At 71.3% G+C, this 13,507-nt stretch carries 13 protein-coding genes; 7 read left to right on the top strand and 6 right to left on the bottom strand.

Translation table 11 applies throughout. From position 1 onward, the window contains the following. Nucleotides 1-38: 38 nt before the first annotated feature. The gene (locus OHV05_RS18130) at nt 39-839 is read right to left on the bottom strand and encodes a DUF5324 family protein (protein ID WP_405018622.1); all 801 of its coding nucleotides are present in this window, start codon (nt 837-839) and stop codon (nt 39-41) included. 191 nt (nt 840-1,030) lie between these two features. Between OHV05_RS18130 and OHV05_RS18125 the strand changes: the two genes are divergently transcribed. Both OHV05_RS18125 and OHV05_RS18120 read left to right on the top strand, forming a co-directional pair. Next, a complete protein-coding gene (locus OHV05_RS18125; protein WP_405018621.1) occupies nt 1,031-1,555 on the top strand; it encodes a peptidylprolyl isomerase in 525 nt (174 codons plus the stop codon). Nucleotides 1,556-1,646: 91 nt separating this feature from the next. Further along, nucleotides 1,647-2,537 (top strand): rhomboid family intramembrane serine protease, encoded by an 891-nt coding sequence (locus OHV05_RS18120; RefSeq protein ID WP_405018620.1) that lies wholly within the window; start codon nt 1,647-1,649, stop codon nt 2,535-2,537. A gap of 299 nt (nt 2,538-2,836) precedes the next feature. Here OHV05_RS18120 and crgA read toward each other — a convergent pair whose 3' ends face one another. After that, nucleotides 2,837-3,091, bottom strand: coding sequence for a cell division protein CrgA (gene crgA, locus OHV05_RS18115; RefSeq protein WP_405018619.1), 255 nt, complete (start codon nt 3,089-3,091; stop codon nt 2,837-2,839). A 200-nt stretch (nt 3,092-3,291) separates the two neighbouring features. Here crgA and OHV05_RS18110 point away from each other — a divergent pair, with 200 nt between their 5' ends. From OHV05_RS18110 to OHV05_RS18090, 5 genes are all read left to right on the top strand, one after another. Beyond that, on the top strand, nt 3,292-4,062 hold the full coding sequence (locus tag OHV05_RS18110; protein WP_405018618.1) for a DUF881 domain-containing protein: 771 nt from the start codon (nt 3,292-3,294) through the stop codon (nt 4,060-4,062). A 70-nt stretch (nt 4,063-4,132) separates the two neighbouring features. Further along, nucleotides 4,133-4,306, top strand: coding sequence for a hypothetical protein (locus OHV05_RS18105; RefSeq protein ID WP_405018617.1), 174 nt, complete (start codon nt 4,133-4,135; stop codon nt 4,304-4,306). A gap of 55 nt (nt 4,307-4,361) precedes the next feature. Continuing rightward, complete coding sequence (locus OHV05_RS18100) at nt 4,362-5,024, top strand: aminodeoxychorismate/anthranilate synthase component II (RefSeq protein WP_403040150.1); 663 nt, start codon at nt 4,362-4,364, stop codon at nt 5,022-5,024. A gap of 3 nt (nt 5,025-5,027) precedes the next feature. Then, nucleotides 5,028-5,975, top strand: a complete 948-nt coding sequence (locus OHV05_RS18095; RefSeq protein WP_405018616.1) for a class E sortase — start codon at nt 5,028-5,030, stop codon at nt 5,973-5,975. Nucleotides 5,976-5,997: 22 nt separating this feature from the next. After that, a complete protein-coding gene (locus tag OHV05_RS18090; RefSeq protein ID WP_405018615.1) occupies nt 5,998-6,735 on the top strand; it encodes a class E sortase in 738 nt (245 codons plus the stop codon). A gap of 64 nt (nt 6,736-6,799) precedes the next feature. On the opposite strand, the gene pknB is transcribed toward OHV05_RS18090, so the two are convergent. The 4 genes from pknB to OHV05_RS18070 all read right to left on the bottom strand — a co-directional run bounded on the left by pknB (nt 6,800) and on the right by OHV05_RS18070 (nt 13,499). Next, nucleotides 6,800-8,857, bottom strand: a complete 2,058-nt coding sequence (gene pknB, locus OHV05_RS18085; protein WP_405018614.1) for a Stk1 family PASTA domain-containing Ser/Thr kinase — start codon at nt 8,855-8,857, stop codon at nt 6,800-6,802. Between the two features lie 287 nt (nt 8,858-9,144). Further along, nucleotides 9,145-10,608 carry a peptidoglycan D,D-transpeptidase FtsI family protein gene (locus OHV05_RS18080; protein ID WP_405018613.1) on the bottom strand — a complete coding sequence of 488 codons (1,464 nt, stop codon included), beginning with the start codon at nt 10,606-10,608 and terminating at the stop codon, nt 9,145-9,147. Continuing rightward, complete coding sequence (locus OHV05_RS18075; RefSeq protein ID WP_405021488.1) at nt 10,605-12,059, bottom strand: FtsW/RodA/SpoVE family cell cycle protein; 1,455 nt, start codon at nt 12,057-12,059, stop codon at nt 10,605-10,607. Before OHV05_RS18075 ends, OHV05_RS18080 begins: the two co-directional genes overlap by 4 nt. 63 nt (nt 12,060-12,122) lie before the next feature. After that, nucleotides 12,123-13,499: a PP2C family protein-serine/threonine phosphatase gene (locus OHV05_RS18070; RefSeq protein ID WP_405018612.1), complete on the bottom strand. Its 1,377-nt coding sequence runs from the start codon at nt 13,497-13,499 to the stop codon at nt 12,123-12,125. Nucleotides 13,500-13,507 lie beyond the last annotated feature (8 nt).

The raw sequence follows: 13,507 nt of genomic DNA, 5'->3' as shown, positions 1-13,507 counted from the left end.
GGATCAGGTCAGCGGCCGTACCGCGTTCTCGCGGCGGGTCAGTGCGGCTTGCGCGGGTCGTGCGGCTTCGGCCGGTCCTCGTGGTCGGGGTCCTCGGGCTCGGCGCCGGGCGGGGTCGGGGTCGGGGTGGACGCGGCGGTGGCGCCGGTGCCGACCGGGCCCGAGCCGTTCAGCTGGGATTCGGGGGCCTGCTCGGCCGGCGGCTCGACCAGCCACTGCGGGGTGCTGCGGCTGCGCCACCACTGCCAGGCGACCAGCCCGGAGGCGATCGCCAGCGCGCCGGTGACGGCCAGGCCGGTGGCCCAGCCGTGCCGCTGCTCCTTCTTGGCGTTCCTGGCCGCCAGCTCGCCGATCTCGGTGGCGCTGACGTGGCCCTGCAGCGCGGTGAACGCGGCGGCGCCGCGGAGCTGGGCCTCCTGGGCGACCGGGGTGATGCCGGCCTTCGCCTGCTCGACCGCCTCGGTGACCCGGGGGAACACGGTGACCCGGGCCTGGTCGGCCGCCCGGGTGGCGGAGAGCTTGGCGGCCAGCGCGGCCTCCTGGGCCCGGTGCACGGCCTTCAGGGTGCTCTGCTGGGTGTGCGGCGGCAGCGAGCCGAAGGCGTGCTCCAGCTGCGGTGCGAGGTGCTTGACGTACTGGACCCTGGCGGCCTGGGCGGCCTGGCCGGCGCCCGTCCTCGCCTGGCTCCCGGCCGCCTGGACCTTGGGGCCGAGGCGGAGCCTGGCGTCGTCCATCACGGCCGCGTAGTGCTGGGCGGTCTCCTTGGCGGTGGCGGCATAGGGCGCGAGGGTGTCCCTGGCCTTGTCGGCGGTGTCGCGGGCTGAGTCCAAGCGGGTCACGAGCTTCTCCTCCTCGATGGCGTCCTGTATGCACATTTCCACCTGATTGGAGATCATGCATGTCCGTTTGTCCCACGGCACGCCGGGTTGCTCCGGAAGCGGGTGTCGAAACCACTGCTCGGCCCCGGCCGGCGGACCGGTCGTGGGATGATCGAAGGCCAGTTGACCCAGAGAGACTAGGAAGGCACACCGTGGCCCAGGACCTGATCGCGACCCTGAAGACCAACCGCGGCGACATCGTGGTCGAGCTCTTCCCGAACCACGCGCCGAAGACGGTGGCCAACTTCGTCGAGCTCGCCGAGGGCACCCGGGAGTGGGTCGACCCGCGCACCGGCAAGCCGTCGAACGCGCCGCTCTACAACGGCACCGTGTTCCACCGCGTGATCAAGGACTTCATGCTCCAGGGCGGCGACCCGCTGGGCACCGGCACCGGCGGCCCGGGCTACAAGTTCGCGGACGAGTTCCACCCCGACCTGGCGTTCACCAAGCCGTACCTGCTGGCGATGGCCAACGCCGGCCCGGGCACCAACGGCTCCCAGTTCTTCATCACGGTCGCGCCGACCACCTGGCTCACCGGCAAGCACACCATCTTCGGCCAGGTCACCGACGCGGCCAGCCAGAAGCTCGTGCAGGAGATCTCCGAGGGTCCGACCGGCCGCGCCGACCGCCCGGTCGAGGACATCGTGATCGAGTCGGTCGAGATCACCCGCGGCTGACGATCCGTCGGCAGTAGCCTTACGGTCCCGGTGGTGCCCCGCGGCGCGGTGGAGCCACCGGGACCAGTCGTGTGAGGGAGGGGAACCGCGGATGCTTCCGGACGAGTCGGCCAGGACGGGTGCCGAGGGCGGCCACCAGTTGCCCGGCTGCTACCGGCACCCCGAGCGGGAGACCGGGGTGGCCTGCGGGCGCTGTGGGCGGCCGATCTGCCCGGAGTGCATGGTGAGCGCCTCGGTGGGCTTCCAGTGCCCGGAGTGCGTCCAGGGCGGTCACCGGGAGGTCCGGCGGGCCAGGACCAGGTTCGGCGGGCTGCCGGTGGCGGACGGGGCGCTGGTCACCAAGACGCTGATCGGGCTCAACCTGCTGGTCTTCGTGCTGACCGAGTACGTCCGGCCGGAGTGGTGGGACACCCTGGCGCTGCAGAGCGCGGCGCCGCCGCACTGGTTCGAGACCTACGGGGTGGCCGCCGGTCCGGAGCAGTGGTACCGGCTGGTGACGGCGATGTTCGTGCACGGCGGGGTGGCGCACCTGGTGATGAACATGGTGTCGCTCTGGGTGCTGGGCCCCCAGCTGGAGCGGGTGCTCGGGCGGCTGCGGTTCACCGGCCTGTACGTGGTCTCCGGGCTGATGGGCGGCGCCTTCTCGTACCTGTTCGCGGGGGAGCGGCTGAACTCGGTCGGTGCCTCCGGTGCGATCTTCGGACTGCTCGGCGCCACTGCGGTGCTGTACCGGGTGAGCCGGGTGCCGCTCGGGCCGGTGATCGCGCTGCTGGTCTTCAACCTGGTGATCACCTTCTCGCTGAGCAGCGTGATCGACTGGCGCGCGCACCTCGGCGGGCTGGTCGCGGGGGCGGTCACGGGGGTGGGGCTGATGTACGCCCCGCAGGCCAGGCGCGGCCTGGTGCAGGGCCTCACGGTGGCCGGGGTGCTGGCGGCGACGGTGCTGATCGTGGTGCTGCAGACGGCCCGTCTGAACGGGTGATCCCCGAGGCCGGGCGGTGTTTGTCCACAGTCACTACCGGGGTCCGCACGGTCGATGTCAGTGCGAACTGCTAGGGCCACGGTCTACGCGCGTCTAGCTGCTCATTCGGCCGGAATTCGGAGAAAGCTGCGGAGCTCGAACGAAAAAGTTATCCACAGGGTGGGTCGACTTTTCCCCAGTGTGGATAACCGTGTGGACAACCCGATGGTCCGATCACCGGAAGCGCCGGTTCCGGGCACGCCGAAGCACCGCCCCGGGTGACCGGAGCGGTGCTTCGTGAGGTGCTCAGCGGGAGAGCGTCACTTCCACTGCGTGGAGACGCCGAAGCCGGCCGCGATGAAGCCGAAGCCGGCCAGGATGTTCCAGTTGCCCCAGTCCTGGATCGGCCAGCTGCCGCTCGTCACGTAGTAGGTGACGATCCAGACCAGCCCGACCAGGAACAGTGCGAGCATCAGGGGTGCCACCCAGCCGCGACCGGAACTGATCTTCACCGCTGTCGTGCCCGACGGCGGCGGGGTGTAGTCGGACTTCTTGCGGAGTCGAGACTTCGGCACGAGGGGTTCTCCTGTCGATGCGCTGTGACCGCGCAGGGTGCAGCGGGGGCGGGCGGCTGTGGGGACCGGGCAGTACGGAAACGGTCGGTCCGGTGTCCACGGGCCGAAAACCCGCAGCGCGAACCGGACCGGTGCTCCGCACATGCCACCGGCGTCCGTTAGCGTAGTGGCTCGCCGGGTCGTAAGGAGATAAGGGTACGGTGCCGAATTCCACGATTCCCTCCCGTTCGGGGCCCGAACGGGCTCCGCGCACCCGAATTGTCGGACGTGCCCTGACCTGCACCGTGTTCGCACTCGCCGGTCTGCTGTTCTACATCAGTGCGGACACCGCCCGCGGCACCGATCTGCGCACCGACAACTCGCTGCTCAGACTCAGCGACGTGATACGCCAGCGGAGCACCCAGAACCAGCAGGCCCAGGCCGAGCTCAGCGACCTGCAGGGGCAGGTGGACGCGCTGGCCAAGGGCCGGGGACAGAGCCCCGCCGAGGCCGACCGGCTGGCCGTGCTCCAGCAGGAGGCCGGTCTGCAGGCGCTGCAGGGCCCCGGGCTGACCGTCACGCTCAACGACGCGCCCCCGAACGCCACCGCCAAGCTGCCCGGCATCCCGGCCCCCGGCGTCAACGACCTGGTGATCCACCAGCAGGACATCCAGGCCGTGGTGAACGCGCTCTGGCGGGGCGGCGCCGAGGGCATCCAGGTGATGGACCAGCGGCTGATCTCCACCAGCGCGGTCCGCTGCGTCGGCAACACCCTGCTGCTGCAGGGCCGGGTCTACTCCCCGCCGTACGTGATCAAGGCGGTCGGGCGGACCGACAGGCTGAAGGCCGCGGTGAACGCCGACCCGACCATCGCCAACTACCTCCAGTACGTCGACGCGTACGGCCTCGGCTGGAAGCTCCAGGAGAGCAACGAGCTCGCGGTGCCCGGATACACCGGAACGGTCGACCTGCGCACGGCTTCCGGTCAGTAAGGGCACAGCGCACCTGCCCGGCGGGGGCCGCCGTCTACTCTTGACCCCGACCCGAACTCCGAGGAGCACCATGTACGGCTGGATCTGGCGGCACCTGCCGGGGAACGCACTCGTCCGCGCGGTGCTCGCGCTGCTGCTGGCGCTCGGAGTGGTCTACGTCCTGTTCCAGTTCGTCTTCCCGTGGGCGGAACCGTTGCTCCCCTTCGGCGACGTCACGGTGGACGAGGGCAGCGGCGTCGGCTGAGCCGTGCTCCCCGCCCCACCCGCCCGACCAGTACCAGCCCAGGAGTAGCGCACCGATGACCGCCGCAGGCAACCCGCCCCGGATTCTCGTGGTCGACAACTACGACAGCTTCGTCTTCAACCTGGTCCAGTACCTCTACCAGCTCGGTGCCACCTGCGAGGTGGTCCGCAACGACGAGGTGACGGTGGATCACGCGGTCCGCCGGGCGGGCGCGCTGGGCTTCGACGGGGTGCTGCTCTCCCCCGGTCCCGGGGCGCCCGAGGAGGCCGGGGTGTGCATCGAGATGGTGCACCACTGCGCCCGGATCGGGCTGCCGCTGTTCGGCGTCTGCCTGGGCCTGCAGTCGATCGCGGTGGCGTACGGGGCCGTGGTCGGCCGGGCGCCCGAGCTGCTGCACGGCAAGGTCTCGCCGGTCACCCACCGGGACGGCGGGGTGTTCGCCGGGCTGCCCTCGCCGCTGACCGCCACCCGCTACCACTCGCTCGCGGTCGAGCCCGGCACGGTGCCCGCCGAGCTGGCGGTCACCGCGGAGACCGCCAGCGGCGTCATCATGGGCCTGCGGCACCGCGACCTCCCGGTCGAGGGCGTGCAGTTCCACCCGGAGTCGGTGCTCACCGAGGGCGGGCACCGGATGCTGGCCAACTGGCTGGCCGAGTGCGGATACCCGGAGGCGGTCGGCCGGTCGGCCGGCCTCGCCCCGGTGATCGGCCGGGGCTGAGCCGTGACGGCGGTACGCCCGGAGGGGCGCGCGCAGGGCGATCCGGCGGGCGGAGCGGGTGACTGGGGGGTCTACGAGCCGGTCGAGGACCAGCCCTGGACGGACGACCGGACCATGCAGCTGCGGGTGGTGCCGTCCGCCGTGCTGCCCCCGCCGGGGCGGCGGGCCGACCGCCGCCGCACCGCGCTGAGCTCGGGCAGCGGCCGCCGCCGGGCGGCCGGCCGGGCGGGTGCGGCCGTCCCCCGGCCCAAGGAGCGCCGCCGGGTGGTGGCGGCCCGGGTGCTCGGCGAGCTGTTCATCACGCTCGGACTGGTGATGCTGCTGTTCGTCTCGTACCAGCTGTGGTGGACCAACGTGCAGGCCGACGCGGCCGCCGACGGCACCCGCAGCCAACTGGAGCAGCAGTGGAGCCAGGCGCTGCAGAGCCCGCCCGTGACCCCGGCGCCGGGCGCGAGCGTGCCGCCGCCGGCCGCCTTCGAGCCGGGGCAGGGCTTCGCGATCCTGTACATCCCCAAGCTCGGCCTGAAGTACCCGATCGCCGAGGGCACGCTCAAGCAGCAGGTGCTCGACAAGGGTCTGGTCGGCCACTACACCGGCACCGCGATGCCGGCCGACAAGGCCGGCAACTTCGCGATCGCCGCGCACCGCACGACGCACGGTCAGCCGTTCCGGAAGATCGGGCAGTTGGTGCCGGGGGACCAGATCGTGGTGGAGACCGCGACCTCGTACTTCACCTACCAGGTCGCGGGCGGCATCCCGGAGACCCCGCCGTCGAACGTCACGGTGATCCAGCCGGTGCCGAAGGGTTCGCCGTTCAAGGAGGCGGGCCGCTACATCACCCTCACGACATGCACGCCGGAGTTCAGTGCCCGGGGAAGACTGATCGTCTTTGGCAAGATGGTGGAGGAACGACCGAGGAGCCAGGGACAGCCCGCCGCACTGAACGGCTGACCGGCCGACGGAGGGGCGCGCAGTGCAGATCCAGCTGAACGGCCCCGCACCAGCGCCCCGGCGGCGCGGCCGGGGCGCGGCCGTCCTGGGCGTGGTCGGCGAGCTGCTGATCACCGCCGGGCTGATGCTGGCCCTGTTCGTCGGCTACTCGCTCTGGTGGACCGGCGTGGTGGCGGACCGTCAGGCGGACACCGCCGGCGACCGGCTGCGGGACACCTGGTCGGCCCCGGCCGTGCCCGGGGCCCCGGCGGCCGCCGCCCCGCCGGTCTACGCGGCCGGCGACGGCCTCGGCTTCCTGCACGTCCCCGCCCTCGGCCGGGGCGACCAGACGCTGATCCGGATGGGCACCGACCCGGCCGTCCTCAACGAGGGCGTGGCCGGGGTCTACGAAGGCCCGTACCGCTCCGCGATGCCCTGGGACGCCCAGGGCAACTTCACCCTGGCGGCCCACCGGGACGGGCACGGCGCGCGCTTCCACGACCTGGACAAGGTCGTCCCGGGCGACGCCGTCGTGGTCGAGACCCGGGACCAGTGGTACGTCTACCGGGTCGACGGCAGCCTCCCGCAGACCTCCAAGTACGACACCGGCATCATCGCCCCCGTGCCCAAGGGCTCCCCGTACACCGGTCCGGGCCGCTACCTGACCCTGACCACCTGCACCCCCGTCTACACCTCCCGCTACCGGATGGCGGTCTGGGCCTCGCTGGTCCGGGTGGACCCGGTGGACGCGAAGCGGACCCCGCCGGCCGAGCTGCGCTGAGCCGGGGCGCGGGAACGCCGGAGGGGGCCGCCCACCGGGCGGCCCCCTCCGAGGTGACGCGGGGTCAGTGACCGGTCGCGGGCGGGCTGCTCTTGTCCGCAGCCCGGGTGACCAGGCCGACCTGGGTGTTGGGGTCCACCTGGGTCCCGGCCGGGGGCAGCGAGCTCTGCACGACGGCGGTCAGGTCCTGCGGGCCGGCGATGAAGGTGTAGCGGAGGCCGAGCGCCTCCAGCTGCTTGATCGCGTCCTTCACCGTCTGGTTCTGCAGCGGCGGCACGGTGACCTTGTCCTGCATCTTGTAGACCGTCAGCGTCACCTTGGAGCCGGGGGCGACCTTGCTGTTGGCCTTCGGGTCCTGACCGGAGACCTGGCCGACCTTGGACTGGTCCGCGGTGGTGGCGGACTTGACCTCCACCTGGAAGCCCGCGCCCTCCAGCGCCTGCCGGGCGGCGTCCTCGGTCTGGCCGACCACGCCGGGGACGTTGACCTTGGCCTGGCCCTGCGAGACGACCAGGGTGACGGCGGAGCCGGGCTCGGCCTTGCCGGCCGGCGGGTTCTGCGAGATCACCTTGTCCGGGGCGACGGTGTCGTTCGCCTCGTAGGTGGTCTTGACGGTGAACCCGGCCTTGGTCAGCTTCTCCTGCGCCTGCGCGAGGGCGTTCCCGGTCACGTCGGGCAGGTCGGCCTGGGCCGGACCGCTGGACAGCTGGACCTTGATCTGGGTGTCGGCGGCGATCTGGGTGTTGGGGACCGGGTCCTGGGTGCAGACCTGACCCTTCTTCACGGTGGCGTCCGGGCAGGCGATCTCCGCGCCGGCCACGACCTGGAGCTTCTCGTTGACGTTCTTGGCCTTGGCCTTGGCCTCGTCCAGGGTGAGCGTGACCAGCTGCGGGGCGGCCACCTTGCTGCCGGTGCCGCCACCGCCCTTGGTCATCGCGTCCACCACGAAGTAGGCGCCGACCAGCACCAGCACCGCCGCGATCGCCAGGATCACCCAGGAGGTGTTGTTGCTCTTCTTCGGCTGGTTGCCGCGGCGGCCGCGGTCGTGGTCGTCGTAGCCGCCGTTCCCGTTCCCGCCGTTGCCGTAGCCGTCGTCCTGGTAGCCGTAGCCCGGCTGCGGGGAGCCGACCTGCGGCAGCATGGTGGTCGGGCCGGCGCCGCCCTGCTGGGGCAGCAGGTTGGTCTGGCCGTACGGGTCGTGCTGGGCGTTCGGGTAGCCCTGCTGGTCGTAGCCGTACCCGGCGGCGCCGTAGGCGGCGGCCTGCTGGGCGGCGGCGACCGGGAGGCCGTCGAGGAAGCGCTCGATGTCGTCGCGCATCTCGTCGGCGCTCTGGTACCGGTAGTCCCGGTCCTTGGTGAGCGCCTTGAGCACGATCGCGTCGATCTCGGGGCGCAGCTCGGGGTCGTACGTCGAGGGGGGCAGGGCCTCCTCGCGGACGTGCTGGTAGGCGACCGCGACCGGGGAGTCGCCGACGAACGGTGGGCGTACGGCGAGCAGCTCGTAGAGCAGGCAGCCGGCCGAGTAGATGTCGGACCGGGCGTCCACGGTCTCGCCCTTGGCCTGCTCCGGGGAGAGGTACTGGGCGGTGCCGATGACGGCCGAGGTCTGCGTCATCGTCATCCCGGCGTCGCCCATCGCCCGGGCGATGCCGAAGTCCATCACCTTGACGTTGCCCTGCCGGGTCAGCATCACGTTGGCGGGCTTGATGTCGCGGTGCACGATGTTGGCGCGGTGCGAGTACTCCAGCGCCTGCAGGATGCCGATGGTCATCTCGAGCGCGCGCTCGGGCAGCAGCCGCCGCCCGGAGTGCAGCAGCTCGCGGAGCGTGGACCCCTCGACGTACTCCATCACGATGTAGGGGATGGAGATCCCGTCGATGTAGTCCTCGCCGGTGTCGTACACGGCGACGATCGCGGGGTGGTTCAGGGAGGCCGCGGACTGGGCCTCGCGGCGGAACCGGGCCTGGAACGACGGGTCGCGGGCCATGTCGGCGCGGAGCGTCTTCACGGCGACGGAGCGGCCGAGCCGGGTGTCATGGGCGAGGTAGACCTCGGCCATGCCGCCGCGTCCGAGGACGCCGCCGAGCTCGTACCTGCCGCCGAGGCGACGAGGCTCTTCCATAGTTCCGACCCTCTCCCCCACCGGCTGGTGAGGATGTGACGTAGGTGGTCCCCGCACGTTGTGTTGGACGCTTCCGCCGTCACCTCGGTTCTGTGACGTCGGCCCCACGGCCGGAGCCGTGCACGGCGGTGGGCGGACCCGCTGTTTGCGGATACGCTACCCGCCCGACCTGAGGGAGCCGGAACAGCCCGCAGGCTGAGACCGGACCGGTACCGACCGGGCGGGTCCCATTGTGACAAAGGACCGACCGGGTCGGTACGGAATCCGGTGTGATCCGGGGAGCGGGCCTACCGGTCCAGGGCCGCCTTCATCAGGGCCTTGGCGATCGGTGCCGCCAGCCCGCCGCCGCTGATCTGGTCCCGCTCGCTGGAGCCGTCCTCGACCACCACCGCGACCGCGACCTGCCGGCCGTCGGGCGCCTTGGCGTAGGACATGAACCAGGCGAACGGCAGCCCGGCGTTGTTCTCGCCGTGCTGCGCGGTGCCGGTCTTGCCGCCCACCTTCAGGCCGTCGATCTGGGCCTTCGTGCCGGTGCCGTTCTGCACCACGCTCTCCATCAGCTGCTGGAGCTTCTGCGCGGTGGCCGGGCTGACCGCCTGGCTGAGCTGCCGCTCGGTGTGCTTGGAGATGGTGGTGAGGTTCGACGCCCGCTCCTCGTCCACCAGGTACGGGGTCATCAGCCGGCCGTCGTTGGCGATCGCCGCGGCGACCATCGCCATCTGCAGCGGGGTGGCCCGGGTGTCGTGCTGGCCGATCGAGTCCATCGCGGTGCCGTCGGCGCTGGACTTGGCGGGGAAGAACGACTCCGAGGCCCGGATCGGGACGTTGATGCCGGGGTTGTTGAAGCCGAACCGCTCGGCCTGGGTGCGCATCTTCTCGCCGCCCAGATCGGCGCCGATCTTGCCGAAGACGGTGTTGCAGGAGTAGTCCATCGCGACCTTGACGGTCGCGTTGGCGCACGGCTCGTCGTCCGAGGCGTTCTTCAGCTCGACGTTGGTGTTCGGCAGCACGTAGTGCTGCGGGGTGTCGGTGACGTCCCCGATGTTCTGGTAGCGGCCGTTCTCGAACGCGGCCGCCGCGGTGACCAGCTTGAAGGTCGAACCGGGCGGGTAGGTCTCGCGCAGTGCCCGGTTGAGCATCGGCTTGTTCGGGTCGGCCTCGAGCTCCTTCCACGCCTTGGCGTCCTCCGGGCCGGTGCCCGCGAAGCGGCCCGGGTCGTAGGACGGCGTGGAGACCAGCGCCAGGATCGCCCCGGTGCGCGGGTCGATCGCGACCGCCGCGCCCTTCTTCGCGCCGAGCGCGTCGTACGCCGCCTTCTGCGCCTTGGCGTTCAGGGTGGTGACCACGTCGCCGCCCTGCTTCTCCTTGCCGGTCAGCATGTCCAGGGTGTTCCGGAAGAACAGCCGGGAGTCGGAGCCGGACAGGATGCCGTCGGAGAGCGACTCCAGCTGGCTGGTGCCGAAGGCCTGTGAGGAGTAGCCGGTGACCGGGGCCCACAGCGGGCCGTCCACCCAGGAGCGCTTGTACTTGTAGCGGTACCCGTTGACGAACTCGGACTTGGTGACCGGTTGGCCGCCCGCCGCGATGATGTTGCCGCGCGGGTAGGCGTACCGGTCGTACTTGTTCCGGTCGTTGTGCGAGTTGCCCGCCCACGCCTCGGCCTGGACGCCCTGCACCCAGTTGACCCGGACCAGCAGGGCCAGCACCAGGACCAGGCAGAAGATCGAGACCCGTCGGATCGGCTTGTTCACGCGAGGGCTCCCCGGGTCTGTTCGGTCGCGCCGTCCACGGCGGTGGTGGGGGCCGGTTCGGCGGCCGGCCGGCGGGCGCTGTCGCTGATCTTCAGCAGGATGGCGACCAGGGCCCAGTTGGCGACCAGTGAGGAACCGCCCTGGGCCAGGAAGGGCATGGTCATACCGGTCAGCGGGATCAGCCCGGTGACGCCGCCGGCCACCACGAAGACCTGGAGCGCGAAGGCGGAGGACAGGCCGACCGCGAGCAGCTTGCCGAACGGGTCGCGGGCCGCGATCGCGGTGCGCAGGCCGCGCTGCACGATCAGGCCGTAGAGCAGGAAGATCGCCATCAGCCCGGTCAGCCCGAGCTCCTCGCCGAACGAGCCGAGGATGAAGTCGCTCTTGGCGGCGAACTGGATCAGCCAGGACCGGCCCTGGCCGAGCCCGGTGCCGGTGGTGCCGCCGGAGCCGAAGGCCATCAGGGTCTGGCCGATCTGCTCGGTGGCCCCCTTCGGCGGGGACGGGGCGAACGCGGCCATCGGGTCCAGCCAGGCGTCGATCCGGGTCTTCACGTGCGGTTCGGAGGTGGCCACCAGGGCCGCGCCGCTGATCGACATCAGCAGGCCGAAGACGATCCAGCTGGTCCGCTCGGTGGCGACGTAGAGCATCACCACGAACAGGCCGAAGAACAGGAAGGAGGTGCCGAGGTCGGTCTCGAACACCAGGATCATGATCGACAGCAGCCAGACCACGATGATCGGCCCCAGGTCGCGCCCGCGCGGCAGGTACATCCCCATGAAGCGGCGGCTGGCCAGCGCCAGCGCGTCCCGCTTGACCATCAGGTAGCCGGCGAAGAACACGGTCAGGATGATCTTGGCGAACTCGCCCGGCTGGATCGAGAAGGAGCCGAACCGGATCCAGATCTTGGCGCCGAAGTCCTCGGCCCGGCTCGGGAAGAAGGCCGGGGCCGCCAGCAGCACCAGGGCCAGCACCATCGAGATGTAGGTGTAGCGCTGGAGGATCCGGTGGTCCTTGAGCACGATCACCACGCCGATGAACAGCGCCACCCCGAGCCCCGACCACATCAACTGGTTCGAGGCCGCCGGGAAGTTGTTCCTGAGCAGGCTGCCGGCCTTGTCGAGCCGCCAGATCATCACCAGCCCGAGGCCGTTCAGCAGCGTCGCCAGCGGCAGCAGCAGCGGGTCCGCGTACGGCGCGAACCGGCGCAGCACCAGGTGCGCGACCAGGGCGAGCACGCCCATGCCGAGGCCGTAGCCGAGCATGCCGGACGGCAGCTTGCCGTCCATCGCCAGCCCGACGTTGGCGTACGCCAGCATCGGCACCACCACCGCGAAGGCCAGCAGCACCAGCTCGGTGTTGCGGCGGTTGGGGGCGCCCTGGGGGGTGATGGTGGTGTTCTCCCGACGCCTTCGGCGTGGTTCCTCACCACCGGTCTGACTACTGCTCAGGTCAAAGGTGCTCACGTGACGGCCGCTCCCCGACGGCGTGGGACCAGCTGGAGGTCGGTGTCGCTACTGGGTCGGGCAGGAGGTGGCCAGCTTCTGTTCCTGCTCGTTCAGGGTCGGTGCGGTGCCGGGCGGCGTGGCGGCCACCTTCTTGCAGACGGCCACCTGCTCGCCCAGCTGCTTCACCTGGTCCTCGGCGTCGGTCAGGCTGGTGGCCTGGATGGTCTTGGTGACCTGGGTCCGCTGGTAGGCGGGCAGGAACTTGAGCTCGACCTCGCCGTGCTGACGGTAGACCGAGGAGAGGTCGAGCCCGGCCAGGTTCTGGTTGATCCCGCGGTAGACCGCGACCGAGTCGCCGTCCGCGCCCACGTAGTACTGGCTCTGGGTCCAGCGCCAGCCGAAGTACCCGGCGCCGCCGAGCAGCCCGACCAGCACCAGCAGGGCGACCGAGAGCTTGAGCCAGCGGCGCTTGCGGCGCGGCTCCTCCTCGAACTCGTCGTAGTCCTGCTGCCCGGCGTAGCCCTCGGCGGGGCCGAAGCCGGACTGGTAGCCGTCGGCCGGGCCGAAGGCGCCCTGCGGGGCGGCCGGCCGGCCCAGGCCGGCCGCGCGGCCGGCCGGGGTGTTCAGGATCGCCTGGTCGGTGGCGGACGGCGGGGTGTCGGCCACCGCGCCCACCACCACCGGGACGTCGGCCAGGCCGCCGCTGAGCAGGTCGGTGGCGCCGACGTCGAGCACGTCCGCCACCACGCAGGTGATGTTGTCCGGGCCGCCGCCGCGCAGCGCCAGCTGGATCAGCTCCTGGACGGTCTGCTCGGGGGAGTAGAAGCTCCCGAGCGTCTCCTCCAGGGTCTGGTGGCTGACCGGCCCCGACAGGCCGTCGGAACAGATCAGGTAGCGGTCGCCGGCCCGGACCTCACGGATCGACAGGTCGGGCTCGACCTGGCCGCGGCCGTCCAGCGCGCGCATCAGCAGGGAGCGCTGCGGGTGGGTCTCGGCCTCCTCCGGGGTGATCCGGCCCTCGTCCACCAGCCGCTGCACCCAGGTGTGGTCCTGGGTGATCTGGCTGAGCGAACCGTCCCGCAGCAGGTACGCGCGGGAGTCGCCGATGTGCACCAGGCCCATCCGCTGACCGGTCCACAGCATCGCGGTCAGGGTGCAGCCCATGCCCTCCAGCTGCGGGTCCTCGTCGACCATCTGACGCAGCCGCTCGTTGGCGCCGTGCACCGCGTCGTTCAGCAGGGTGAGCAGGTCGGCGCCGGGCACGTCCTCGTCCAGCCGGACGATCGAACCGAGCACCTCGGAGGAGGCGACCTCGCCGGCCGCCGCCCCGCCCATGCCGTCGGCGACCGCCAACAGCCGCGGGCCGGCGTAGCCGGAGTCCTCGTTCCCCTCCCGGATCAGCCCCTTGTGGGATCCGGCGGCGAAGCGCAGCACGAGACTCATGCGGTCCG

Origin of the sequence: Kitasatospora sp. NBC_00070 (genome assembly GCF_045041205.1) — a bacterium.
Taxonomy (GTDB): domain Bacteria; phylum Actinomycetota; class Actinomycetes; order Streptomycetales; family Streptomycetaceae; genus Kitasatospora.
Note: the sequence above shows the minus strand (reverse complement) of the source record. Positions and strands in the feature narration are given on the sequence as shown.